Origin of the sequence: Tunturibacter gelidoferens (genome assembly GCF_040358255.1) — a bacterium.
Classification (GTDB): Bacteria; Acidobacteriota; Terriglobia; order Terriglobales; family Acidobacteriaceae; genus Edaphobacter; species Edaphobacter gelidiferens.
This window is the reverse complement of sequence record NZ_CP132938.1, coordinates 401,127-425,959: the sequence shown is the minus strand read 5'-3', so window position 1 is coordinate 425,959 and position 24,833 is coordinate 401,127. Positions and strand designations below refer to the sequence as shown.

Annotated in this window: 19 protein-coding genes; 8 read left to right on the top strand and 11 right to left on the bottom strand. The window is 59.6% G+C overall.

The window, feature by feature from the left end; translation table 11 throughout:
• The first annotated feature begins 120 nt into the window (after nucleotides 1–120).
• Together RBB81_RS02320 and RBB81_RS02315 are read left to right on the top strand one after the other, a co-directional pair.
• Nucleotides 121–624 carry a DUF2393 family protein gene (locus tag RBB81_RS02320; RefSeq protein ID WP_353072578.1) on the top strand — a complete coding sequence of 168 codons (504 nt, stop codon included), beginning with the start codon at nucleotides 121–123 and terminating at the stop codon, nucleotides 622–624.
• Between the two features lie 219 nt (nucleotides 625–843).
• Complete coding sequence (locus tag RBB81_RS02315; protein WP_353072577.1) at nucleotides 844–1,755, top strand: OmpA family protein; 912 nt, start codon at nucleotides 844–846, stop codon at nucleotides 1,753–1,755.
• Between the two features lie 364 nt (nucleotides 1,756–2,119).
• Here RBB81_RS02315 and kdsA read toward each other — a convergent pair whose 3' ends face one another.
• The 4 genes from kdsA to RBB81_RS02295 form a co-directional block, all read right to left on the bottom strand.
• Nucleotides 2,120–2,956 (bottom strand): 3-deoxy-8-phosphooctulonate synthase, encoded by an 837-nt coding sequence (kdsA, locus tag RBB81_RS02310; RefSeq protein ID WP_353072576.1) that lies wholly within the window; start codon nucleotides 2,954–2,956, stop codon nucleotides 2,120–2,122.
• A 55-nt stretch (nucleotides 2,957–3,011) separates the two neighbouring features.
• Nucleotides 3,012–3,470 carry a DUF1641 domain-containing protein gene (locus tag RBB81_RS02305; protein ID WP_179586291.1) on the bottom strand — a complete coding sequence of 153 codons (459 nt, stop codon included), beginning with the start codon at nucleotides 3,468–3,470 and terminating at the stop codon, nucleotides 3,012–3,014.
• A 36-nt stretch (nucleotides 3,471–3,506) separates the two neighbouring features.
• Nucleotides 3,507–6,533: a formate dehydrogenase subunit alpha gene (gene fdhF / locus RBB81_RS02300; protein WP_353072575.1), complete on the bottom strand. Its 3,027-nt coding sequence runs from the start codon at nucleotides 6,531–6,533 to the stop codon at nucleotides 3,507–3,509.
• 192 nt (nucleotides 6,534–6,725) lie between these two features.
• Nucleotides 6,726–8,114: a CCA tRNA nucleotidyltransferase gene (locus RBB81_RS02295; RefSeq protein WP_353072574.1), complete on the bottom strand. Its 1,389-nt coding sequence runs from the start codon at nucleotides 8,112–8,114 to the stop codon at nucleotides 6,726–6,728.
• 20 nt (nucleotides 8,115–8,134) lie between these two features.
• Here RBB81_RS02295 and tsaD point away from each other — a divergent pair, with 20 nt between their 5' ends.
• The gene (gene tsaD, locus RBB81_RS02290) at nucleotides 8,135–9,376 is read left to right on the top strand and encodes a tRNA (adenosine(37)-N6)-threonylcarbamoyltransferase complex transferase subunit TsaD (protein ID WP_353072573.1); all 1,242 of its coding nucleotides are present in this window, start codon (nucleotides 8,135–8,137) and stop codon (nucleotides 9,374–9,376) included.
• A gap of 113 nt (nucleotides 9,377–9,489) precedes the next feature.
• Complete coding sequence (cysS, locus tag RBB81_RS02285) at nucleotides 9,490–10,971, top strand: cysteine--tRNA ligase (protein WP_353072572.1); 1,482 nt, start codon at nucleotides 9,490–9,492, stop codon at nucleotides 10,969–10,971.
• A 20-nt stretch (nucleotides 10,972–10,991) separates the two neighbouring features.
• On the opposite strand, the gene RBB81_RS02280 is transcribed toward cysS, so the two are convergent.
• Nucleotides 10,992–11,783 (bottom strand): hypothetical protein, encoded by a 792-nt coding sequence (locus tag RBB81_RS02280; protein WP_353072571.1) that lies wholly within the window; start codon nucleotides 11,781–11,783, stop codon nucleotides 10,992–10,994.
• 174 nt (nucleotides 11,784–11,957) lie between these two features.
• On the opposite strand from RBB81_RS02280, the gene RBB81_RS02275 reads away from it, so the two are divergent.
• Entirely contained in the window at nucleotides 11,958–12,731 is a 774-nt protein-coding gene (locus RBB81_RS02275) for a hypothetical protein (protein WP_353072570.1), read from the top strand.
• A 32-nt stretch (nucleotides 12,732–12,763) separates the two neighbouring features.
• On the top strand, nucleotides 12,764–14,380 hold the full coding sequence (locus RBB81_RS02270) for a formate--tetrahydrofolate ligase (protein WP_353072569.1): 1,617 nt from the start codon (nucleotides 12,764–12,766) through the stop codon (nucleotides 14,378–14,380).
• A 134-nt stretch (nucleotides 14,381–14,514) separates the two neighbouring features.
• On the opposite strand, the gene RBB81_RS02265 is transcribed toward RBB81_RS02270, so the two are convergent.
• Together RBB81_RS02265 and RBB81_RS02260 are read right to left on the bottom strand one after the other, a co-directional pair.
• Nucleotides 14,515–15,108, bottom strand: coding sequence for a cupin domain-containing protein (locus RBB81_RS02265; protein ID WP_353072568.1), 594 nt, complete (start codon nucleotides 15,106–15,108; stop codon nucleotides 14,515–14,517).
• A 33-nt stretch (nucleotides 15,109–15,141) separates the two neighbouring features.
• Nucleotides 15,142–16,107, bottom strand: a complete 966-nt coding sequence (locus tag RBB81_RS02260) for an EamA family transporter (protein WP_353072567.1) — start codon at nucleotides 16,105–16,107, stop codon at nucleotides 15,142–15,144.
• 75 nt (nucleotides 16,108–16,182) lie between these two features.
• Between RBB81_RS02260 and RBB81_RS02255 the strand changes: the two genes are divergently transcribed.
• Nucleotides 16,183–16,896, top strand: a complete 714-nt coding sequence (locus RBB81_RS02255) for a hypothetical protein (RefSeq protein ID WP_353072566.1) — start codon at nucleotides 16,183–16,185, stop codon at nucleotides 16,894–16,896.
• A gap of 25 nt (nucleotides 16,897–16,921) precedes the next feature.
• On the opposite strand, the gene RBB81_RS02250 is transcribed toward RBB81_RS02255, so the two are convergent.
• Nucleotides 16,922–19,585 (bottom strand): ABC transporter permease, encoded by a 2,664-nt coding sequence (locus RBB81_RS02250; protein WP_353072565.1) that lies wholly within the window; start codon nucleotides 19,583–19,585, stop codon nucleotides 16,922–16,924.
• Entirely contained in the window at nucleotides 19,582–19,923 is a 342-nt protein-coding gene (locus RBB81_RS02245) for a PadR family transcriptional regulator (protein WP_179586269.1), read from the bottom strand. Before RBB81_RS02245 ends, RBB81_RS02250 begins: the two co-directional genes overlap by 4 nt.
• Nucleotides 19,924–20,524: 601 nt before the next feature.
• Here RBB81_RS02245 and RBB81_RS02240 point away from each other — a divergent pair.
• A complete protein-coding gene (locus RBB81_RS02240; protein ID WP_353072564.1) occupies nucleotides 20,525–21,961 on the top strand; it encodes an acetyl ornithine aminotransferase family protein in 1,437 nt (478 codons plus the stop codon).
• A 211-nt stretch (nucleotides 21,962–22,172) separates the two neighbouring features.
• Here the strand turns inward: RBB81_RS02240 and RBB81_RS02235 are convergent, their stop codons facing one another.
• Together RBB81_RS02235 and RBB81_RS02230 are read right to left on the bottom strand one after the other, a co-directional pair.
• Nucleotides 22,173–22,997, bottom strand: coding sequence for an SDR family NAD(P)-dependent oxidoreductase (locus RBB81_RS02235; RefSeq protein WP_353072563.1), 825 nt, complete (start codon nucleotides 22,995–22,997; stop codon nucleotides 22,173–22,175).
• A 129-nt stretch (nucleotides 22,998–23,126) separates the two neighbouring features.
• Nucleotides 23,127–24,767: a hypothetical protein gene (locus tag RBB81_RS02230; RefSeq protein ID WP_353072562.1), complete on the bottom strand. Its 1,641-nt coding sequence runs from the start codon at nucleotides 24,765–24,767 to the stop codon at nucleotides 23,127–23,129.
• Nucleotides 24,768–24,833 lie beyond the last annotated feature (66 nt).

The window sequence follows — 24,833 nt, the reverse complement described above, 5'->3', positions numbered from 1 at the left end:
AAATCTCCGCTTATGAGCGAAGACCGTCGTCCACTCGATACCCCCGTTAATCCATCTGATTCCTCACGGAGCACTCCGATTCCCCCAGGGAGCAGCGAGAACAGTAGCCCACAGCCTGCGATGTTCGAAAGCAAGCCGCCGGAAGGAGGTGGAGTTCCGGCCGCAGCATGGGGTGTGGCGGGGTTGGTGGTCGTGGTGGTGCTCATCGGCCTGGTCTTCGCGACGCGCCACAAGCCGCAGGCTTCCCCCAATACGATCCAGCCACTGGCCGCCTACGCTGCAGAGCTTCCTCTTTCGCAGCTTGCGATGAGCGAGTCGACGAGCCTCTCAGGAGGAAAGTCGACCTTCATCGACGGTCACATCCAGAACGCCGGTGGGCAGACGGTAACTAGCGTCACGGTACAGGTAATCTTCCGCAACGACGAGGCGATGCCGCCGCAGGTGGAGACGCTGCCATTGTCGGTAGTCCGGATGCGTGAGCCTTACATCGACACTCAGCCGATCAGCGCCTCCCCCTTAAAGCCGGGTGACGAGCGCGACTTTCGCCTTATCTTCGAGACAATTCCAGCCAACTGGAACACGCAAATGCCCGAGATTCACATCATTAGCGTGAACATAAAGTAGCGGCCCTTAGGGGAGATCGGGTAATAGTTACCCGGCCCCCGGGAAGATTTTGCGTGAGTCGGTTGTAATCTCCCGCCTGTCTGGAACTCACGATCTTGTCTAAGCTACATATTATCAATGGGTTGATACGTTTAAGTACTTTGGCACGCTACCTGCTCTAGCAAGTGCATGTTGACGTCTGGAACACAGGCGCAGAGTCAGAAAAGGAGAGCAGACCAAATGATGAAATCCGGAACTACTTTCGGCCTCCCAGCTTTACTGTTAGGTAGTGCATTGGGCATCTCGGCATTCGCTCAGACGAGCACTCCCGCGACGCAGACAACAGACCCAGCAGCAGCCAGCTCGACTTCGGGCGCAACGAGTCCAGACGACAAGTCCACCTACGCCACCGGCAAGCCCCTCGCTGATCAATCGAAGGAAGGCTTCTGGGGCCACATGAACCCGTTTGCCCGCAAGAAGTGGGTAAACAGGCAGACAGCTCCGATCAAGGGTCAGGTCAACGAACTCGATCAGCTTCAGTCTAAGAACGCTAACGATATCAAGGATGTAGACTCCCGTTCGCAGGCTCGCATCAAGAATGCAATGAATTCGGCAAACACCGCCGATCAGCATGCACAGGATGCGGCGAATCGTGCGAACTCCGCCCAGACCCTTGCCGGTAATGCAAGTAGCCGCACAGATTCCCTCGGCAACACGGTCGGCAATCTCGATCAATACCAGACAGTCTCTTCGACATCAGTGAAGTTTGCCTCGGGTCGTACCGCTCTCGGGCCCACCGGTAAATCCGATCTCGACAATCTCGCCACTACACTTTCTGGCGAGAAGGGCTACATCATCGAAGTGCAGGGTTATAGCAAATCCGGTGTTCAGACCTCGCAGGCAATGGCTGACTCTGTCGTCCGTTACCTCGTCACCGAACATCAGGTTCCGGTCTACCGCATCTACAAGACTGGCCTCGGCAAGAACACCGCCAAGCCGGCAGATGGCGAGCAGGCAGTCGTAAACGGTGTTCGCGTCACGCTGCTCCATAACAGCCTGGCATCGATGAGCTCCGACTCGGCGTCCAGCGCAACAGCAACGCCAAAGACCTCCCACGCGGGAGTAAGTTCACCACAAGAGGTGAATCAGTAGCCCTCCCCCAGGACGGTGTAGTTAGTCCCGCACCGTCCGCAAGTTTGCCGAGATAGCGACCTAGAGCGCACTCGCAAAAACCTCTCCTAACCAGAGAGAACCAAGGCAGATTGGCCCCTCACTGAGGGGCCGCTTTTTTTAAGCGGTAATGTCCTGCCGGACGTGCCCGGTGCGCGCGGGCGGTCACTTCGTGACGCGTCTACCGGTCTAGGCAGAATTGGCTGTATAGAGCCTCCCGCTGGTCGGCACGAAGATTACGCCCGAGCATCGCGAGGACCCAGCCTATTCCCAAACCAAGACAAGGTATACAAGTCACGAAGTGACCGCCCTCCGCGCAGGAGGCCCCGTCCGGCAGGACGTTCTTCTAGCGAACGGCATGTTGCACCGCCAGCAGCTGCTCCAGCACAGCCTTAAGATGGTTTAGATGAAGCGCATTGGCTCCATCGGACTTCGCCTCAGCAGGATTGTTATGAACTTCAAGAAAGACACCATCCACCCCAGCGGCGACTGCCGCGCGAGCCAGCACGGGGATGAACTCCGGCTGCCCGCCGCTAACGCCGTTGCCCGCTGAAGGCGTCTGGACAGAGTGGGTGCCATCGAAGACCACCGGCGCAAACCCACGCATCACCGGCAGCGAACGCATATCCACCACCAAGTTGTTGTATCCGAAGCTCGCGCCGCGTTCGGTCAGCGAGACACGCTCGTTTCCGCTCTCGCGAATCTTTTCGACGGCGTGCCGCATGTCCCAGGGCGCGACAAACTGGCCCTTCTTCACGTTGATCGCGCCACCGGTCTTCTTCGTTGCCTCGGCTGCCGCGATCAGCAGATCCGTCTGGCGACAGAGAAACGCCGGAATCTGCAGCACATCCACTGCTTCGGCAACAGCGTCGCAATCTGCGGCGGTGTGCACATCGGTCAACACAGGCAGGCCCGTATTCTCCCCGATCATGCGAAGAATGCGGCAACCCTCCACCAGCCCCGGCCCGCGAAAGCTCTTGATAGAGGTTCGATTGGCCTTATCGTAGCTGGCCTTGAAGACGTAAGGAACGCCGAGGTCTGAGGTGATGCGTTGAATTGCATCTGCCATCATGCGTGCATGGCTCTCGGACTCGATCACACACGGTCCTGCAATGAGAAAAAGCTTGCCCCGGCCTACCGGGACCTGATGTGGTGCACTGCCTATATCGAAAGAATGAGTCACATCGTTTATTTGACCATAGCCCGCGACACCGCGCGTTCCCCTGGGATCGTGTTGCTTAGTTCTTCAGCGACCTGCCCAGCCCGGAGAGAACCAGCGTCATGAACGAGAGTCCGCGGCGGCTGTCTTCGCTCGTCGCGCGTCTGGCCAGCTGCCACAGGCTCGGTGCCTCTCGCTCCGCCTGATGCTCTTTGGTCGCATGCGCCATCACCTTCGAGAGCTGATCGAGCACCTCAGGATCGAGCTCCGTCAGGATCTTCGCGGCGGTCAGCAGATTTCGGATTGCTGCGATGCCCTCGGGCTGCGCCGCGTACTTCGACAACGTATTGAAGATCGTATCCTTCGCGCCGATTGCGCCGTGCAGCAGGCTGAGCAGACCCTTCCGGTGCGCCTCTTCAAGCACATCGTAGGCCAGCAGCAGCGCCTCGGCATGTTCTTCCGGAGCCTTCTCAAGCTTGCGCACTAGATCGGCTTTAAAGTCGACGGTAATCGGTTTGAAAGCAATTGGCTTTGCCATAACAGCTCCTGAAAGACAGCTCTGAGGTCGAAAAAATTAGACGGTATTGGAGGTAATCTGAACGAGTTTGTCAGAGGCAGCGGTGCCGGGCAGATGGTAATCCTTGCGTGCCCATTTGCGCTCGATCTCGAGACCCGGCTGTGGAGTGCGCGTGCCGTAACGGAAGTTTCTCCGCGGCAGAGGATTCTCGCCCTGCTCCGGCAACACCGTCATGCTCACGGCCGTCTCTTTGAATGCAGGAGTATGCGTCGCGCGATCGGTAAAACTGCTGGTCAGCCGGTTCACCGGTTCGTCCACTGAGTTCAGCGTCATGTAGAGCTGCTTGCCCTTCACGCGCTCGGACACCAACACCTGCACACGAACCTTGCCATGCGGCGAGGTCACCTGCACGAAGCGTCCAGTAGTCACTCCGCGTTCAGCCGCCAGCTCCGGCGAAACCTCGATCCAGCTATTCGGCGTAATCTCCCGAATACCCGGTGTACGGAAGGTCATGCTGCCCTGCTCAAAATGCTCTAGCAAACGGCCGTTGTTGAGGTGCAGATCGTAAACCGAACTAGTCTCCTCCGATGGCGGAACGTACTCGATCGGATAGAACTTCGCCCTACCATCGGGAAAAGGAAAGCCCTCGGTAAACAACAGCGGCGAGTCGGTTCCGTCCGCATGTACCGGCCACTGCAGGCTATCGAAGCCCTCCAGCCGCGTATAGCTCACCCCGGCAAACAGCGGAGTTAGCCGCGCCACCTCGTCCATGATCTCGGAAGGATGTTTGTAGTTCCAGTTACCGCCCATCCGATTGGCAATCAGCTGAATGATCTCCCAATCGGCCTTCGACTCACCCAACGGCTCCATCGCCTTGTTGATGCGTTGAATGCGGCGCTCTGTGCTGGTGTAGGTCCCGTCTTTTTCAAGCGATGCCGCTGCCGGCAGGATCAGGTCGGCAAAACGGCAAGTCTCTGAAAAGTTGATGTCCTGCACAATCAGGAACTCGAGCTTCTCCAGCGCGCTCCCGACAAAGTTCGCGTTCGAGTCAGAGGTGATCGTGTCCTCACCTTTGATGTAAAGCGACTTCAGCGTTCCATCCAGAATTGCCTCAACCATCTCGTGATTGTCTTTGCCCGTCGTGGTCGGCAGCGTGACGCCCCAGTCTGCCTCGAACTTCGCACGAACCTCCGGATCGTCCACCTTCTGATAGCCGCTGAAGACATTCGGCATCGACCCGTAATCGCTCGCTCCCTGCACATTATTGTGGCCGCGCAGCGGATAAGCGCCCGCCCCTGGCCGCATGTAGTTTCCAGTGACCAGCAGCAGATTCGAGAGCGCGGTCGCCGTATCCGATCCGCCACAATGCTGCGTCACGCCCATCGCAAACAGGATGCACGTCCCATCCGCCCCTGCAATCTCATGCGCCACCGTCGTCAGTGTCGCCGCGGGAACACCAGTAATCTTCTCGGCATACTCCAGGGTGAACGGTTCAAGCGACTTCTTGAACTCATCGAAATGATTCACCCATTTGTTGACGAAGTCCATCTTCGCCAGGCCGCTGTCAATGATGTACTTCGACACCGCACACATCCACACCGCGTCGGTTGAAGGGTTCGGACGGAAGAAGATATCCGCGCGTTCGGCCATCTCATGCTTGCGCAGATCAGCGACGATCAGCCGCTGCCCGCGATGCTTATGCGAGCGCTTCACCCGCGTGCAAAGCACAGGGTGATTCTCCGCAGGATTCGCCCCAACGATCAACACCAGCCCGGCTTTTTCGATATCTGCAATCGAACCCGAGTCGCCGCCGTAGCCAACGGTGCGCTGCAGTCCCATCGTTGCAGGGTTCTGGCAGTAGCGAGCGCAGTTGTCGACGTTGTTGGTGCCGATCACCGCGCGAGCCAGCTTCTGCATCACGAAGCTCTCTTCATTGGTGCACTTCGATGAGGCGATAAACGCCAGCGCATCCGGTCCATGCTCGTTCTTGATGCGTTTGAAGGTGTGCTCGATGATGTCGAGCGCCTCCTCCCATTCGATCTCGCGGAAGCTCTCTCCATCGCGCAGCAGAGGCTTCACCAGCCGATCATCGGAGTTGATATGCCCCCACGCGAACTTGCCCTTCACGCAGGTCGAGATCCCATTCGCAGGTCCATGTGTCGGCTCTATCTTCAGAATGTGACGTTCCTTGGTCCACACCTCGAAGCTGCATCCCACCGCGCAGTAGGTGCACACTGTCTTGGTGCGTTTGGTGCGTTCGTTGCGCATCTCCGACTCCATCTCAGAGAGCGACAGGATCGGCCCATATCCGATCGGCGGTTCGACACCCTTCACCACGTCGATCATGTTGTTCAACGTTGCCGCTGGCAGATCGGTCATGTAGCCGGCCTCGCCCAGCATCGACTTCTCCATCAGCGCATTGCACGGACAGACCGTGACACAGTGCCCACATGAGACGCAGCTCGAGCCTTCAATCTGCGTCCCACCATCCCACAGCACCCGCGGATGATCGCTCTCCCAGTCGATCGACAGCGTCTCATTCACCTGCACGTTCTGGCACGACTCCACACACCGCCCGCACAGAATGCACTGGTCCGGATCGTAGCGGTAGAACGGGTTCGACATGTCCTTTTCATACGGCTTCCGCTTGTACTCGCGGTGCTGGTGCTTCACATCCAGAACCGCCGTCGTATTGTGGATCGTGCAGTTCTGATTGTTGTTGTCGCATACCGTGCAGTACAACATGTGATTCTCGAGGATGCGGTCGAAGGCCTCGCGCTGTGCGATGTCGACAGTCTCCCCGGCGGTCTCCACCTTCATTCCCGCGACGACTCTGGTCGAACACGCCCGAGCCAGCTCTCCATTCACCTTCACCAGACAGGTGTCGCAGCTTTCGATAGGCCCCATCTGCTTCATGTAGCAGACCTGCGGCACAGGCTTCTGTGCACTCACCGCGGTGCGCCGATTCAGCAGGTCGATCAACAGTTCACCGGATCGCCCAGGCACCTGCAGTCCATCAATGGTCAACTGTGTATTCGGAGTGTGCTCGGCAGGAGTGTTCAGCAGCGATTTCGTAGTAGCCATAGGCCCTCTAAGATGCAAAGCAGAATAGCAGGCGATGCTCTGTCTGACCACTCCATCTCTCTCAACATTACACCCGAATTAGCGATGACAAATCCGTTACAAAAATGCATCCGGCAGACGCCTCTGTCGCATCCAAACTGGCTCGGCTGAGACCCCCTTACGCGCTGCCAGACAACTTTTTTCATGGGGAGTCTACGCGTCGCGCGGTTCACCCCAGCGCGCCCTCACGACGGCCAGACCCTCTTCGGTTGTAGTCGCTAAACCCTCAAGCTGAGCGTCCTCCGCAGCCTCCAGCATCTCTTTAAACTGCGGGCTCGGGCGATATCCCGCAGCAATCAGATCCCGTCCCGTTACCAGCAGCTTCGGTCGCATCTCTTCGACAGGTGCCGCTTCATACCGCTCCTTCGCAAACTCGTACAGCCGAAGGTCCCCATGCGCCGACATGCAATCCATCCAGTGCAGCCCAAGATGTTCGTCGAACTTCGGCAGCCGAAGAAACCGTTTCAGCGTCGACTCGCGCATCTGCAGAATGTCTCCAAAGCGCATGTGGTTCTTCACCAGTGCGACGATCTGCTCGGTGTCTTCATTAGAAAATCGCAGCCGCGCAAGAATTGTCTTGGCGATGCGGACTCCCACTTCAACGTGTCCATCGAACCGGATGCGGTCCCCCGGCTTCTTGGGATCAGGTGGACGAAATGTAGCAGGCTTGCCGATGTCGTGTACCAGCGCTCCCCACGCGAGCGTCGGCGATACACCCGGCTTCAGCTTCTCAAGCAACAACATTGTGTGCACCCACACATCACCCTCCGGATGAAACTGTGGCGGCTGCTCTACCCCGCGCATCTTCACGGCCTCAGGCAGAATGTGCTGCAACAAGCCGTACTCATACAGCATCTCGAACGCCCGCCGCGCATGTCCCTCCGTCAACATCAGCGTCAACTCATCACGAATCCTCTCCAGGCTGACCTGCGTAATCTCTGCTGCCAACTCCTTGACCGCCGCAGCAGTCGCGGAATCTATTTCGAACTCCAGCCGAGCCGCAAACCGCACCGCCCGCAGCATCCGCAGTTTGTCTTCGGTAAATCGCTCCTTCGCGACGCCAATCGTCCGTACCCGATGCTTCGTCAGGTCCTCACGCCCACCAACGAAGTCAAGAATCGCCTCCTCGCCCGGCCCTGCCAGCGGATCGAACAGCATTCCGTTGATCGTAAAGTCGCGCCGCTGCACATCCTCACGCGGATCGGTCGAAAACCGCACCGCATCCGGCCTCCTCCCGTCGCTGTAAGCCCCATCATGCCGAAACGTAGCAACCTCGGTAGCAATCTCATCGCTGTCTCCATCCGGCGAGCAGACCAGAACCACCCCAAAGTGCGCACCAACCGAATAAGTCTTCGCAAACATGCTCATTACCACATCCGGCGTCGCGCTCGTCGCTACATCAAAGTCCTTCGCCTCAACTCCATGCAGCAGATCCCGCACGCAACCACCCGCGAAGTAGGCTTTATACCCCGCCGCTCGCAGAGACACCACGATCTCTCGCGCTGCCCTGTACCTCGAGTTCTCGCCCCAAAGCTCGCTCATGCTTCCCCTATGATAGAGAGATGCGCGAAAGTCCCCAGTGTGGCGAAACGAGTGGCCAAGCAATCGGCACCGGCCTCATCCTCGGCATCGAAAGTTCCTGCGACGAGACCGCAGCCGCTGTCGTCCGCGCAGGCAGCGAAGCCCTGTCAAATGTCGTCGCCTCGCAGATGTCGCTCCACTCAAACTACGGCGGTGTCGTTCCCGAACTCGCCTCCCGAGAGCACTTGCGCAACATCGTACCGGTCGTCCGCGAGGCCATGTCCCGCGCCAGCGCTGCGGCTGGTCATCCAGTCACCTTCTCCGACCTCGACGCCGTAGCCGTCACCGCAGGTCCTGGACTCGCCGGAGCACTCCTGGTCGGCATCACCTACGCGAAGGCGCTCACCTTCGGCCTCGACAAGCCCCTCATCTCCGTCAACCATCTCGAAGGCCACATCCACGCCGTCCTCATGGAGACGCGTCAGTTAAACGAACTTCCCATGGAGCTCCCCTTACTCGCGCTCGTCGTCTCCGGCGGCCACACTCACCTCTACCTCGCCACCCACGAGCAGGGTGGCGAGACCAACTGGACCTATCGCAACGTAGGCCGCACCGTCGACGACGCCGCCGGCGAAGCCTACGACAAGGTCGCCAAGCTCCTCGGCCTCGGCTATCCGGGCGGCCCCTGGATCGACGCCCTCGCCCCTCACGGCAACCCCCGCGCCGTCCCCTTCACCTTCGGCGAGATCAAACATCGCGTCCCTCGTGAGGGAGTCACCAACAAAAAAGCCCCCACAAACACCGAAGGCCCGCACTTCGACTTCTCCTTCAGCGGCATTAAGACCGCAGTCCTCCGCTATGTCGAAACCCACAACATGCGCGACAGCATTGAAGCCCGACGCGCTGTCCTCGCTGCCGACCCAACCCTGACCCCAAAGTCCGAAGCTGTCATCAAGCTCTGTGACCAGCAGACGCTCGACCTGATCGCCTCCTTTCAGTACGCCGTCGTCGGCAACCTCCAGCGCCAGACCTTCGCCGCCGCCGAAGCCCTCGGCGCGCGCAGCATCGTCGTCTCCGGCGGAGTAGCCGCCAACAGCGAACTGCGCCGCCGCCTTCAGGCCGAAGCCGACCGTCGCAACCTCCCCATCGCCTTCCCGTCGTTAGCCCTCTCCACCGACAACGCCGCCATGATCGCCGCCGCCGCGTGGCCAAAGCTCCTGGCCCGGGACTTCGCCTCCGAAGACCTGGGCGCAACCCCCCAGCTCCTCCTCGGCCAGCAGTAACCCTCGCTCGCCAACAATTCGTCCGGCTAAATCAGCTAAAATCATCAGGGAATCTCAAGCGAGAGCAGTCTGCACCGCGCCACGAGCCGGCTGCGGCAGGATACTAGAGCAACGTGGCAACCATAGAACTCTTCAACACCCTCGGCGGAAAGATCGAAACCCTCGCCCCCGTCGACCAAAAAGCTCTGCGAATGTACTGCTGCGGTCCCACCGTCTACGACTACGGCCACATCGGCAACTTCCGCACCTTCCTCCACGTCGACGTGCTCCGCCGTGTCATTCGCCAGCAGGGCATTCCTGTCGAGCACGTCATGAACATCACCGACGTCGATGACAAGATCATCCGCAACGCCGCCGCCGCCGGCGTCCCCATCGCTCAGTACACCGAAAAGTTCGAGCGCGCCTTCTTTGAGGACCTCGATGCCCTTGGCATCCAGCGCCCTGAGTACATCTCCCACGCCACCGCCTGCATCCCCGACATGGTCTCGCTCATCGAGCAGCTCGCGGCCAAAGACATCGCCTACCAGGCCGAAGACGGCTCCTGGTACTTCCGCATCGCGCGCTTCCCCGACTACGGCAAGCTCTCTAAAAAAGACTTTGACGGCATCGAAGACGGAGCCCGCGTCGACCTCGACGAGTACGAGAAGGATGCTGCCCGCGACTTCGCCCTCTGGAAGGCCGTCAAACCCGGCGAACAATCTTGGGAGACAGCACTCGGCACCGGCCGCCCCGGCTGGCACATCGAGTGCTCCGCCATGGCCACCAAATTTCTCGGCGAGAATATCGACCTCCACGCCGGCGGCGAAGACCTCATGTTCCCGCACCACGAGAACGAGATCGCCCAATCCGAGTCTGCCTCCGGAAAGCCCTTCGTCCGCCACTGGATGCACGTCCGATTCCTGCTCGTCGAAGGCAAGAAGATGTCGAAGTCCGAGGGCAACTTCTACACTCTCCGCGACCTGCTCCTCAAAGGCCACCGCGCCTCAGCCATCCGCTTCCTGCTCATCTCCGTGCCCTACCGCCACCAGATGAACTTCACCTTCGACAGCCTCATCGAATCGACCAACGCCATCGACCGCCTGCGCACCTTCCACCAGCGCATGTTGAAGGGTGGCTTCTCTCAAGGATGCGACCAGGCCCTCTCGCTGCTCACCGGTGAGGCAAGGATGGCGTACACCATCGCCCTCGCGAACGACCTCAACACCGCGGAAGCCCGCGCCGCCATCTTCGATCTCGTTCGCGCAGCCAACACCGCTGCAGACACAGGCACACTTCGCAGCGAAAACGCCGCCGAGATCCTCGACGTCCTCAATCTCTTCGACGCAGTCTTCGCCGTCCTTGAAGACAAGGACGCTGCCATCACCCGGGCCGCGCTCGCGTGGGCCGAAGCCGAGGGTCGCATCGACGAAGCCGCCCCCGAACTCGTCGCCACGCTCGCCTTCTCCGACGCCGATATCGACGCCCTCGTCGCCGAACGTACCCAGGCCAAAAAGTCCCGCAACTTTGCCCGCGCCGACGCCATCCGCAACGATCTGCTCGCAAAAGGCATCCTAATCGAAGACTCCAAAGATGGCGTCCGCTGGAAGCGGAAATAGCGCTGCCAAAGGCAAGTGGTTTAGGGGTTTCCCCACTCATACGACACTTTGGGAGAGCAATTCTTCTCTGTGATCTCGAAGACCGCTCGGCCATTTTTTTTATCGCTGGAGTGGGCAAGCATAGCGATGCGAATCACGCCGTTCGCATCGGAGCGGATCACATCCTCCTTCGTTGCGTCAGAGATGAATCGATAGTGAATATCTGTGTCAGGCGTATATCCGTCACCCGATAGGAATGCCAATTGAAAACTGGTGCTTAAGCGAGTCGCCGTTAGGCTGCATCCTTTATTATGTGCCTCAACAGGATCAGGTACGATCATCAGGCCGATTCTCGTCTGGCCTGCTGTGAAGACAAGTCGTGACGGTTCACCCTTAAGTGGTTGAAATGTAAATTCGATCGGATCATCTGGATTCTTAGCGTCCCCACATTGTTCTGGTGTTCTACCAGCGCAGATCAGCACTCCGTCTTTTCCCACTGAAATTCCATTGAAGGTTTCAGACAATTTATCTGCTTCAACGGGTAACTGCCATGACGTTAGCAACGTGTTCTCGGGAATACCTTTGAGGAAAATTTGGTACTGAACCACCAGGTCTTTACCCGAACTACCGTGCCTCGCCACCTCCTTAGCAGCGACGCTTATGCCGGTAGGAGGAGGAGACGTAAAAGCAACCTGTAGATCCATGAGGTGCTGAACATACCTGGACCTATCGAATTGTGCGAGAGGCACCTGTTGTGCATCAGCGCTCTGAGAACTTCCCGCGCCACCACTCGCAAGGAGCAGCAGTGTTGATAGCAAGCGGCGAATGATCATGAAAGAGAGTCTATCTCAGCCGTTTTGGCTAACTACCTAGCCGCTGTCGGGCATCGCGATAAGACCGATCTACTACAGCCGCTCTACCCGCATACGCCATTCGCAACGACCTCGCTCCACACGGCATCCTAGTAGAAGACTACAAAGATGGCGTACGCTGGAAGTACAAACAAAATGACCCTCTTGCCTCCACCTCGTACCTTGATTGCGTCCCTTTTCGCCGCAATATTAACTCTTACCGCAGCCGCGCAAACTCCTGACACCCCCACCACCGAGTGGGAGAACGAATCTCTGAAGCTTCGTCTCTTCTATCCCTCCGACCTGGTCAAGGCCGACCCCGAAAAGGTGTTCCGCGACGGTCACCTCACTCTCTTCAACGTCGATAATCCGAAGCTCGCCGCCGAGACCCACTGCCTGCGCCCCGCACTTCTTCTCGAACTCCCACAATCAGGTCCCGCACAAACCACCACCACTCAACCCATAGCGGACGGCGGCATGCAGGTCACCATCACGCCCGCCATCACCGCGACCATCCTGCTAGCCGAACTCGACGTCGACTGCCTCAACGCCGAGCACGAGAGCAGCAGCACTAGCCTCCTCGCAGACCTCGCCGAGATCGTCACCAAAGTCCCCGGCATGAAGCCCATCGCGCAGCCCTCCTGGTATAACGTCGGCTGGCAAAAGGTCCACATGGCCGCTGCCCAGGGCCCAGTGCAGCCCCAAGCACAGATCCGGCCACAAATAAGCGATTCCACAAATCCGCCCGCACTACGCCAGCCGCTTTACACCATGGGTCTCTCCACCAACTGGAACAGCCACCTCCTCGTCTGGTACTTCTCTTCGAACAACATCGACACGCTCAATCGCATCACCAAAACCACCGTCCGCTTCGGCCGCGCCGATGCCGCGCCGCTCTATCCAGTCCCCATGGGCACCGCCGCCCCATAACTTCTTCAAACCTTCGCCATCTTCTGAGGCCCATGACCAAAGATCTTCTCCCCATCGAAGCCATCGTCGAAAAGCTCAACCTACCCGAAAAGTACGTCGAACGCATCGGCCGCTACGGCGCAAAGCTCACCCTCGATCTTCTCGACGACCCCGCCTTTCCCGTGCGTGGCAAGTTCATCCTCGTCACCGCGACCACACCCACCCTCTCAGGCGAAGGTAAGACCGTCACCTCCATCGGCCTCGTGCAGGGCCTGGAAAAGATCGGCAAAAAAGCCATCATCACCTCGCGTGAGCCCTCCCTCGGCCCTGTCTTCGGCATGAAAGGCGGAGCTGCAGGCGGCGGCCGCTCGCAGGTCGAGCCAGCCGAAAAGATCAACCTCCACTTCCACGGCGACTTTCACGCCATCACCTCCGCGCACAACCTCCTCGCTGCCCTCATCGACTCCTACCTCTTCCACGGCAATCCACTCGACCTCGACCCCGAGGCCATCACCTGGCCGCGCACGCTCGACATGAACGACCGCGCTCTCCGCCACATCATCGTGCAGGCTGGCGGCAAACGCGACGGAGCCAATCGTCACACTGGGTTCCTCATCACCGCCGCCAGCGAGATCATGGCCATCATGACCCTCGCCGCAAGTCGTGAAGATCTCCGCACCCGCCTCGGTCGCATCGTCATCGGCGCCACTCGCTCCGGGAAACCCGTCCTCGCCGAAGATCTCAAGGCCACCGGCCCCATGATGGCGCTCCTCAACGAAGCCATCCTGCCAAACCTCGTCCAGACCACCGAAGGCACGCCCGCGCTGGTCCACTGCGGCCCCTTTGCCAACATTGCCCACGGCACCAGCTCCGTCCTCTCGCAGCAGATGGGCCTTCGCCTCGCCGACTACGTCGTCAACGAAACCGGCTTCGCCTCCGACCTCGGCTTCGAAAAGTACATGGATATCGTCATGCCGTCGTCCGGCATCAAGCCCTCCGCCGCGGTTCTCGTCACCACCGTGCAGTCGGTTCGCAATCAGGGTGCGGGCGACCTCGAAGCCGGCTTCGAAAACCTGAAGAAACACATCGCCATCGTGCGCGGCTTCAACCTACCCGCCATCGTAGCCATCAACCGCTTCCCCAACGACACCGAAGAAGAGCTGAAGTTCCTCGAAAAGTATTGCGAGGCCCAGGGCGCAGCCTTTGCACTCTCCGAAGCCTTCGCGAAAGGCGGAGCCGGAGCCACCGCACTCGCCGAAAAAGTCGTCAGCGTCATCGCCGCCAACCCCAACGTCGCGCCCACCAGCACCTACGCCCCAGGCGCCTCTGCGCTCGAAAAAATTATCGCTGTAGCGCAAAAAGTCTACGGTGCAGCGAATGTTAAACTCACACCCCAAGCCGAAGAAAAACTAGCGCGCTTCACAAGGTGGGGCTACGGCGCGCTTCCCGTCTGCATCGCGAAGACACAGTATTCCCTAACCGACGACCCCAAACTCATGGGCGCACCCACGGGCTGGACCCTCCACATCTCGGACGTCGTTCTCTCCGCTGGCGCAGGCTTCCTCGTCGTCATCTCGGGCAGCATGATGCTGATGCCCGGCCTGCCCAAGTCCTCCCGCGCCATGGACATCAACGTCAACGCAGCAGGCGAGATCACCGGCATGTCCTAGCCCCGCTTCTAGGCTCCTGGAGCAGCCATCCTGAGCGAAGTCGAAGGATCTGCTGTTGCTTCTGTTTTTTGCTTGTTCTTTTGTTTGTCATTTCGCAGCGCAGCGGAGAAATCTGCTGATACTGGGCCCGCTCTTTATGGAATCCAGTTCGGCCCGATAAACTCCCGCAGCGTCTCTGGCGTGGCCCAGGGCGCTGCCCCCGCAAACCGCTTCACCCACTCCGTACCCTCGCCAATCCTCACGCGATCCGGCGTAAACTCCGGCGAGAGCGTATTCACCATCAGCGCGAAGCTCGCTCCCTCGTGCAGCCGCAGTGCCTTCCAGCAACCACCCGGCACCGCAACGACCGGCCTCTGCCCCGCCGCATAGTCGAACCCCAGCGTCACCTTCTCCACACGTCCCTTCGGATGAAAGATGAAGTAGTCCACCGGCCCGCCCTCCACCAGAATGTGCGTGTCGTCCGGCTCCAGCCAGTGCAAGTAGTTGATCGGCCTCTCCCGCGTAAGCATGTAGTAGTTCTGGCTCTGCACCGCGAGCGTGCGTCCGCCCACGCTCACCTTCCGCGTAGAGACTCCGATGATCCCCAGATATCCCGACTCCTTCGGCAGTACCGACAGCTTCAGCGTACGGATCAACTCCCTCGCGCGTGCGTCCGTAGCCGCCGGAGTCGCAGCCTGCATCCCGCTCATCGCTGCTACACACAACACCGCAAGCAAAAATCTCCTCATGGCCGCCAGACTAGCAGACCCAAGCCAGCGAAACTAAGCCTCTTGCCCAGCGGCAATATCCTCATTCACCACCGACGCAGCGCCGCTCTTCATCTTCGAGCTGGTCACCAGAAACACCGCCACCAGAATCGCCGCCATCCCCACGTACTCCACCGCGACAAAGCGCTCGTGCAGAAGGATCACCCCAAGAACGACGGCAATCACCGGATTCACATACGCATACGTCGCCACCTTCGACACTGCCACATGATCCAGCAGATAGACGTACGCGCTGTAAGTAAGAATCGATCCAAACGCCACCAGATAGAGCGTTGAAGCCCAGGCCTGCAATCCCCACTGCGCCCCGTGGTATCCCTTCGTCGCCACCAACATCAGCACGTTGAACACTCCGCCAAAAAGCATCTCCCACCCCGCCGCCGCAAATCCGCTAATCCGAAAAGTAGACCGCCGCGAGATCACCGACGCGCTCGTCCAGCACATCGCGCCGCCCAGCGTCACTCCAGCCGCTACGATCTGCCGCGAGTCGCCACGCAGTCCCTCCCGCAACCCAGGCCACAGCAGAAATACGAGTCCGACAAACCCGATGCAAACGCCGACCCATCCCTTCACACGCAGCCCTTCCCCTCTGGGCAGCACAATCTCAATCAGCGCCGCATACAAGGGCACCACCGCCACCAGCAGCGCCGCCAGTCCCGTCGGAAGATACTGCTCCGCCCAGATCACTGACGTATTCCCGCACCCCAGCATCAGTACCCCAATCACCACAAGCCGCACCAACTCTTGCCGGTTCGGCCACATCTTCCCCTTCAGCGCAGCCGACGTCGCCAGCATCAGCACACCAGCCATCAGAAACCGCACGCTCCCCAGCACAAACGGCGGCAGCACCTCCACCCCATACCGCATCGCCAGGTACGTCGATCCCCAGAAGAGATAGACGCACGCGAAACACAGCAGAATCTTCGTTCGGTTGGGCGCTGAAGTTGCCGAGTTGACGGGCATTCTTCAATGGTATCGCGCCTTTGCCTCGGGTCCCCGAGCCTGTATTCAGAGCCCGCCCGGTGCTACGATAAGGAGATGGTGCTTCGTCGTGCGGCCTCATTGCTCATCTTTCTTGTCTGTGTCTCGGCACTCTCCCAAGCTCCCGACCAGTCCTCCGCTCAGTCCAATCCCAACTTGCCGCGAAGCTTCCACGACCAGGATCTGAACATCACCTACTTCTATCCCGGCCGTTTCGTCCCCGACCCCGCAAGCGTCGCCGAAAGGACCCCGGCTCAAGCATCTTCTAGCTCTACCACCACCGCGACGCCCAAGTGCGCCCGCTCCACCTTCTTTGCCAACTCGGTCACCTCAGCCGACACCGCATCCTTCGTCCTCTCCACCATCGACAACACCTGCCCCAACGTCCTCCGCGGTGCCACCACGCTCGGCCCCTTTATCCGCGAACAGATCATCCGCCAGCTCAAGCAGTACGGCGAACCCACCGTCACTCAGGAAGCCACCCGCTACACCATCGACGGCCATCCCGCAGCCATCGTCCTGGCCTCGGTCCCCATGCCAGCCGCCGCCGGCAAGATCCCCCAGACCACCTACGCCGCCAAGGCCTGCTTCCTCGGCAATATTCCCGTCAAGGCGAAGAAGAAGTCCGACCCAGCCGACCCCACGCGCCACGTCCTCTGCTTCGACTACACCACCCTGCACAGTGATCTCTACCATCTCCTGTTCGCCTTCAGCCTGCAGTTCGACAACGACACCCCTCAGCCCATGGTCCCCGGCAGCGTCATCCGCTAGTCTTCAACAAGACGAAGCCCAGACTTTATTCCTCCCGCAACAGGATCAAAGGATCGGTCCCCAGCGCACGCCTGGCCGGAACGCATCCAGCCAGCAGACCAAGGAAGAGCATCGTCAACAAGACTCCGCCCAACACGATCGGATCCCACGGCGTAGCCTGAGACACGATAAAAGCAATCACCTTACCCGCCGCCAGTCCGAACAACAGTCCCACAGCCGAGCCGAACGCCAGCAGCCTGAACGTACGCCCCAGTGCCGCATGCAACAGCTCTTTCTTTTGCGCCCCTAAGGCAATGCGAATCCCGAACTCCCGCAGCCGCTTGCTCACCGAATACGAAGCCATGCCGAAGATCCCAACTACTGACAGCATCGCGCCCATCACCCCCAGCACACCGAGCGAAATCGTCGCCATCCGTGGTCCGAACAGAAACGCGTCCAGGGCCTTATAGCGCGTCTGGATATAAACCGGCAGTCCGGCATCCATATTCCGCAACGTGTCTCTGATAGCCTGTGCCAGCTGCTCCGGATCGCGGCTCGACCTCACCACGAGATACGCCGAGTTGGATGGCGATTGCAGAATGGGAAGAAACATCACCGGCTGCGGATCTTCCGTGAGGCTTCCATATTTGCCATCCTCTGCAATGCCCACAACCTGAAGACGCGCTCCATCGGGCAGCTTGAAGTACGCGCCCATAGTCTTTGCCTCGGAGCCGAAGATCTTCCGCGCGAACTGTCGATTCACTACGGCGACGCGCGGTTTGTCTCTGTTCTCCTGCCAGGTGAAGGCTCTTCCCGACACCAGCGCTGTACCTGCCGCCTGAAAGTATTCAGGCGAGACCTTGAACATCAGCGCATCTGACGCAGCATTCGCAGGCCGAAGATCCGTCGTACTGTCGGCGAAGACATTCGAGTCCGGTTGCGCATCCCCCAACGGCACCTGATCGGCCAGGCCCACGGACTCAACGCCAGGAATCGCCGCCAACGCATCAATCATGCGTTTTTGCATGGGCGGCACTTTGTCGCCTCGATAGCCCGCCATATTTAAGTCTGTCTCAACCAGCATCGTGTTCTGCAGCTCGAAGCCGAAGTTGTTGTGCAGCGAATGCGCCAATCCGCGCACGGCGACGATCGAAGAAGTGACAAGAACGGCACAGATTGCAATCTGCACCACAAGCAGCAGATCGCGGAAACTCATCCGCAAGCCAAACCTGCCGCGCTTCGTCTCGACGCTGCCACCCTTCACCGCCTCATACGGATCGGTGCGAAGAACCTGCCCCACCGGCACTGCGCCGAACAGTAATCCACTGGCCAACGCCAGAAACAAAGCAACCGCATACACCTTTACATCCGGATTTACGGACATATGAAGCGGCCACCGGGAGATTGGCTGCCACACGCTCAACGCCCTCAACAACACCACGCTGCCTGCAAGTCCAACTGCCCCGCCCACCAGCGAAATCAGTACAGCCTCTGCAAAGAGCCCACGCAGAATCCGTTTGCGGCTCGACCCAAGCGCAAGCCGCAGAGCGATCTCACGCGATCGATCAGCAGCGCGCGCGGCAAACAGGCTGCCGAGGTTGGCACACGCAGCCAGCAGGATCAATCCCGCCAACAACATCAGTGCCGTCATAAACGTCCGCACAGGCCGGCCAATGTAATCCCCATAAAGACCCGGACGCGCTAGTTTAAAACTCATCTTGTGATCGTCTTTGGGATAAGCCTTCTCAAGAGAAGCTCCCACCGAGTTCAGATCCGCAATCGCCTGTGCCGGAGTTACTCCCGCCTTCAGGTGTCCCAACGTCATAAAGACCCAGCGATCGCCCCGGTTGTTTAGGTCGTTCTCATCGAACTGCGCGTGATTCACAATCGGCACAAAAAAATCCGGATTGAAGAACATCAGGGTGCCATGAAACTCAGGCGGCCCCACCCCGATGATGGTGTAGGGAAATTTGTTCAGCCGGACGACGCGACCGATGACGCCGGGATCGCCCTGAAAGTGGCTGTGCCAGAAGTCATAAGTCAGCACAATGTAGGGTGCGCTGTTCGGTCCGTGCTCATCGGAGCCATGAAAGAACCGGCCCAGGTACGGTTTAAGTCCAAGAGCATCGAAGTAATTTCCGGTGGCCTCATCGACCCAGGCGCGTGAGGGATCGTTGCCCGTATCCAGCGCCGCCTGCTCGACGTTGTAAGCCACCAGACTCTCAAAGCTGTGGTTGCGGTCCCGCAGATCGAGATAGTCCGGATAAGACTCGGCCATGTCGTTGCTGGACAGACGCCACAACCCATAAAGACTCTCCGACTGGGGAACGTTCAACGGCCGCAGGATGAACGCGTTCAAAACAGCAAACACCACCGCATTCGCCCCGATCGCAAACGCCAGCGTCAAGATCGCAACAACCGCAAAACCAGGTTTCTTGGCCATCCTGCGCATCGCGAAACGAATATCCTGAAGCAGTCCCGCGCCGAATTGGCCGCCAAGCGCCTCGCGGCTCTCTTCTTTCAGTCGTTGATAGCCACCAAATTCAATGCGCGCACGCCTCTCTGCCTCTGCGCGCGGAAGACCACCACGCTCAAGATCATCGGCACGATGCTGAATGTGCGAGCGAAGCTCCTCGTCGATCTCACGATCAATCTCAGCACGATGAAACAGCGTCGAAACAAAGGAGCGTAGAGAGGCGAAGGGTCTCATATTTCCTCCGGTTGCGTAGCAAGTGCGCTGGCGATCGCGGTAGCCAGACGGTTCCAGCTGTCCGTCTCTTCCTGCAGGCGCTTACGGCCCACTGCAGTCAACTCGTAAAACTTGGCCCTGCGATTGTTCTCGGAAGTTCCCCAGTCCGCCTTCAGCAGACCCTGCCGCAGCAGACGAAACAACCCCGGATACAAAGCGCCTTGCTCAATCAGTAGCGCGCCGCCCGAGATCTGCTCAATGCGCAGAAGCACGCCATAGCCATGCAACGGCCCAAGCGAGACCGCGCGAAGAATCAGCAAATCAAGTGTGCCGGGAAGAAGTTGGGCCTGGGTGGTCAAGTGTCCCCCTAAGATGATTAGGAGGCTAGACCCACTTCCCTAAGCTGTCAAGGAGAGTTTTTGTCCTGCCGGACGAGCCTCCTGCGCGGAGCGCGGTTACTTCGTGACGGGTATACCGGTCTTGGCAGCGCCAGCAGCATAGGGTATCCCGCTGGTCGGCATCATCATCTTCCCTCCGACGAACGGGAGGACCACGCGAAGCTCTAAAAAGGCGTGCGAACGCCCGCCTCCCGCGTAGGGAGCCCGTCCAGCAGGACACCGGTGTTCGAGTGTCACCACGATAAGGTATACTCACCGCCAAAGGCAGACTTCCCAATGAAATCGCTGTTCAACACAGCCCGGATCAATCGCAGCGCAGCTTTCCAGTGCCGCTCCAAGCGCCACCAGATGCCGCGTCGCCATCTCCGCGTCCTGCCCAGCCTCACACGACCTAGTCTCTTCGCCGGCGACTAAGTTCGAACACCCCAACAGCCGGCGAAGTCCTCGCCACCAGCGCAAACCGTTCTCTCTGCAACCACAGAGCGCCGCCGTCCCTCATCTGGAACGGATACGAGCACGAACGGAAAGACCAAACGCACCGCTGCCCCAAGGAGAGATTCGCATGACAACCCTCACTGAAAAGACCCTCGAAGACCTGAAGCAAAACTCCGCCCAGAGCGTCACCCCCGCCGCCGGCGAAGCCATCCGTTCCAAGCACTACGCCGAGTTCGGCCCCAAGCTCAAGACAGCTCTCCCTGGCCCCAATGCCAAAAAAATCGTCGCCGCCGACGACCGTCTCATCTCCCCCAGCTACACCCGCAGCTACCCCATGGTGGCCAAATCCGGTCGTGGCATCCGCGTCACCGACGTTGACGGTAACGAGTTCATCGACTTCGCCGCCGGCATCGCCGTCAACTCCACCGGCCACTGCCACCCCGAAGTAGTAAAGGCGATTCAGGATCAGGCCGCCGAGCTCATCCACATGTCCGGCACCGACTTCTACTACGAAAACATGACCACCTTCGCCGAGCGCCTCTCCGCCATCGCGCCCATGCCCGGTCCGCACAAGTTCTACTACGGCAACTCCGGTGCCGAAGCCGTCGAGTGCGCCATGAAGCTCGCACGCTACCACACCGGCCGCCAGAACATCATCAGCTTCTTCGGCGGCTTCCACGGCCGCACCATGGGCGCACTCTCGCTCACTGGCTCCAAGCCGCAGCAGAAGCGGCGCTTCGCACCCTTCGTCCCCGGCGTCCATCACGTCCGCTACCCCTACGCCTATCGCGGTTGTAGCGGCGGTCCGCAGGAAGAAGAAGCCTTCGCCCTCGGCTGTGCCCGCTACATCGAAGAGAAGCTCTTCAAAACCATCCTCCCGCCCGAAGAGGTCGCAGCCATCATCCTCGAGCCCATCCAGGGCGAAGGCGGTTACGTCGTAGCGCCCGACAACTTCCTCCAGGAGATCCGCCGCATCTGCGACCGCCACGGCATCCTCCTCATCGCCGACGAGGTCCAGTCCGGCGCCGCAAGAACAGGGAAGTGGTGGGCCATCGAGCACTCCGGTGTTCAACCCGACATCGTCTGCATCGCCAAAGGTATCGCCAGCGGAATGCCGCTAGGCATCTGCATGGCAAAGGCCGACGTCATGGACTGGGTCTCCGGGTCTCACGCCAGCACCTTCGGCGGCAATCCCATCTGCATCGCCGCCGCTCTCGCCACCATGGACATCCTGGAGCGCGAAGGCCTCCAGAACGCCGTCACCGTCGGCGAAAAGATGCTCGACCGCCTCCGTCCATGGGTTGCCAAACACCCCACGGTCGGCGACGTTCGTGGCCGCGGCCTCATGATCGGCGTAGAACTCGTCAAAGACAAGCAGTCTCGCACCCCCGTAGGCCCCATGCGCGACAAGGTCGTAGACCTGGCCTTCGAGCGCGGCCTCTTGATCCTGGGCTGCGGTGAAACCACGATCCGCCTCTGCCCCCCGCTCATCGTCAACAAGCAGGAGGCTGAGGTCGCTCTCGACATCCTGGAAGAGTGCATCGCTCTCGCTGCCAAAGCCTGAGTCCTGCCGGACGGGCTCGCTACGCGGGAGGCGGTCACTTCGTGACGCGTCTACCGGTCTTGACAACGCGAGAGCATAGATCCTCCCGTTGGTCGGAATCAAAATGCCGACCAACGGGAGGCCCCGCGCCCCTAACCCACCCGGACAAGGGTATACAAGTCACGAAGTGACCGCGCCGCGCGCAGCGGGCCCGTCCGGCAGGACAGTGCTCTTACGAGCGCACTCCATACCGCTTCGCCGCATGCTTATGCGAGAGGTTCGGTCCCAACGCCACACGAGCAGCATTGAACTTCTCCCAATCCGCAACATCAGGCAGTGCCGGAATCGTAACCAGCTCGCCGCTATCAAACGCAGCCAGAGAAGCGTCCACCATCTCCTCCGAGCTCATCACGATCTCTGACGGCAGATTCTGATGCCCGCCAATCCCCGCGCGGTCCCAGAACTCCGACGCCGTAGCACCCGGCAGCACTGCCTGCACCTGAATACCTTTGCCTCCCACCTCTTTATGCAGCGACTGCGTAAGATTCAGCACATAAGCCTTCGTCCCGCTGTACACGCCATTCAGTAGCTCCGGAGCCACCGCCACAACCGAAGAGATGTTGATGATCGCGCCCTTGCCTCTCGCCAGAAACCCTGGCACCACCGCATAGGTCAGCCGAGTCAACGCCGTCACGTTCAACTCAATCATGTTCTCCAGCTCATCGATCTTCGAGTCCACCAGCGAAGTCGTCCCGCCAAATCCCGCATTGTTCACCAACGTCGTAATCGATTGATCCGAGCGTAGCCGCTCCTCGACTTTGCGCAAATCCGCCTTATTCGTAAGGTCTGCCGCGAGAACATCAACCGAACGGCGAGTCGCCGAAGTCAGCGAAGCCGCCAACTCCTTCAGCTTCTCGCCATTGCGAGCCACCAGGATCAGGTCATAGCCGCGGCGCGCCAGCCGATCCGCATAAACTGCACCGATTCCCGTTGATGCGCCGGTGATAAGAGCCTTGCCAAGAGTAGTGCCTTTAGAAGAAGTAGCTGAGGTAGTCATAAAGTCTCCGTCCCTGCGAAAGTGTGAACCAGAAACTGATTCGCTTACTTAGAGTAGACCGGTTGGTTAGTAGATTCAAAAAAAGACTCCCTCCTGCAAAGAAAGTCTTTCTTTCTCGTCCTAACTCTCCTAATCCTGTCCGGACACGCCACTGCGCGCTTCGACCAGCTCCCGACGTCCAGGTAGGTCGGCACGCTCGGCAACCTTGAGCAGCTCGTTGAAGTACCTCTTCGCCCCCTGTTGATCGCCGCTGCTCTTCGCCGCCTCAGCCGCCCCATACAGGGACCAGAAGCGATTCGGCTCCCTCTTGAGTGTCGATTCAAACTCCACAAGCGCTTCAACGGGTCGCTTCGACTCCAGCAGCAGCTCTGCCAGCAGCTCGCGTGCCGGAGCGAGTGGCCCTGGCGTAACCACACTCTTTTCGGTCGCGTCCTCCATCTCGGCAGCTCTGCGCATTCCGGCCAATGCGTCCTCGGATTGTCCCTGCGAAGACGCCAGCCATGCAACAACTTCCAATCGCTGAATCTCCACCTGATTCGCCCAGAAGCTCTCTTTCATCGTGTTCAGCCGGTCGCGACACTGCGCCAGAGCATCGATTGCAGCACGTGCAGCCGCAGTGTCCTTCAAATGCGCAGCCCCCAGGCCTCGGGCAAAGTAGGTCATGGCCTCGGTGTAAGGAAGCGGACTTGGCAGCGGCTGGAGCTTTGCAGCGTTCACCCAGTCCCGCCGTTCCAGATCGTATCGAGCAGGGATCGCCGCCCTCGCAAAGTAGGCCGCCGTTGCCCCGCCCGCTCCACCAATCTGCATCTTCGGATCGAAGCGCGAAAAAATCTGATCAGCCGACTCCACCACACGCCTCGATGCATTGTCCTGGGCCGTCTGCAGATAGGCGTACTCCAGATAATCGCTCGCATGCAACTCGTCCGCCGGCTGTCCTGCGTTGCGTGCAGCAGCCGCAGAGGCAACATTAGCGTCAATCGAAGCCTGCCAGTCTCCCACTCGCGTAAACGTATGCGAGGGCATATGCAGCGCGTGAGGAGTTGAAGGCGCAATCTCGCTATAGTGCTGCGCCGCTCCAGCCGCCCGTGCAGCCAGCGGTGGAACGTCATACGTGTGGATGATGTAGTGCGCCAGCCCAGGATGATCGGGATACTGAACGTACAGGCGATCCAGTATCTCGCCGGCCTTCAGTTGCCGGGCATAAGTCTTATCAGTCGGATCCGCGGCGGAGGATACAGCCAGCGCATAGAAGATGGCCGCCTCAATGTCCTCAGGATTAGCAGCGCTGACAGCAGCCATCGCGCTCTCATACGCCAGTTTGCGAGAGCGCTGATCGACAGTCGCTGTGTCGGTATAGAGACGCGCCACAGCCTCAAGATAGGCACGCTCACGTTCCGTCTTAGGATGCAATCCTCGCCCCTGTTCGACCGCCTTCAGACCCGCATCAAGCTGAGCCTGCGACTTGAGGCCCGTAGCGAAGGGATTGCCCCAGTCGCTCAATGCGATACCCCAGTAAGCCATCGAACACGACGGATCGCTACCAAGAATCGCATGGAACGCTTCAATCGCACTCGCAAACTGAAACGAATGCATCAGCGCCACCGCCCGATTGAACTGCGGCTGCACTGCGCTGCTGCATGACGTGCTGAAGATCACCGTCCCCAACTTCTCGGAGGTGCCGTAATGGCCTACCTGCGCGAAGTCCACCGCCGACAGCATGGCAAGAGCCACAATAAACAAGGTGAAGCGAGTTTGCATCCCAGTTCGCATCGTAGTCACTATCGCCGAAACATAGTCAGCGCGCGATCGACTCGATCATAGCCCACACTTACCGCG

Coding starts and splice junctions, on each gene's coding strand:
- RBB81_RS02320 (WP_353072578.1), top strand. CDS start 121: ATGTTCGAAAGCAAGCCGCCGGAAGGAGGTGGAGTTCCGGCCGCAGCA.
- RBB81_RS02315 (WP_353072577.1), top strand. CDS start 844: ATGATGAAATCCGGAACTACTTTCGGCCTCCCAGCTTTACTGTTAGGT.
- RBB81_RS02305 (WP_179586291.1), bottom strand. CDS start 3,470: ATGGCAAAGCCAATTGCTTTCAAACCGATTACCGTCGACTTTAAAGCC.
- fdhF (WP_353072575.1), bottom strand. CDS start 6,533: ATGGCTACTACGAAATCGCTGCTGAACACTCCTGCCGAGCACACTCCG.
- RBB81_RS02295 (WP_353072574.1), bottom strand. CDS start 8,114: ATGAGCGAGCTTTGGGGCGAGAACTCGAGGTACAGGGCAGCGCGAGAG.
- tsaD (WP_353072573.1), top strand. CDS start 8,135: ATGCGCGAAAGTCCCCAGTGTGGCGAAACGAGTGGCCAAGCAATCGGC.
- RBB81_RS02280 (WP_353072571.1), bottom strand. CDS start 11,783: ATGATCATTCGCCGCTTGCTATCAACACTGCTGCTCCTTGCGAGTGGT.
- RBB81_RS02275 (WP_353072570.1), top strand. CDS start 11,958: ATGACCCTCTTGCCTCCACCTCGTACCTTGATTGCGTCCCTTTTCGCC.
- RBB81_RS02270 (WP_353072569.1), top strand. CDS start 12,764: ATGACCAAAGATCTTCTCCCCATCGAAGCCATCGTCGAAAAGCTCAAC.
- RBB81_RS02265 (WP_353072568.1), bottom strand. CDS start 15,108: ATGAGGAGATTTTTGCTTGCGGTGTTGTGTGTAGCAGCGATGAGCGGG.
- RBB81_RS02260 (WP_353072567.1), bottom strand. CDS start 16,107: ATGCCCGTCAACTCGGCAACTTCAGCGCCCAACCGAACGAAGATTCTG.
- RBB81_RS02255 (WP_353072566.1), top strand. CDS start 16,183: ATGGTGCTTCGTCGTGCGGCCTCATTGCTCATCTTTCTTGTCTGTGTC.
- RBB81_RS02250 (WP_353072565.1), bottom strand. CDS start 19,585: ATGAGACCCTTCGCCTCTCTACGCTCCTTTGTTTCGACGCTGTTTCAT.
- RBB81_RS02240 (WP_353072564.1), top strand. CDS start 20,525: ATGACAACCCTCACTGAAAAGACCCTCGAAGACCTGAAGCAAAACTCC.
- RBB81_RS02235 (WP_353072563.1), bottom strand. CDS start 22,997: ATGACTACCTCAGCTACTTCTTCTAAAGGCACTACTCTTGGCAAGGCT.
- RBB81_RS02230 (WP_353072562.1), bottom strand. CDS start 24,767: ATGCGAACTGGGATGCAAACTCGCTTCACCTTGTTTATTGTGGCTCTT.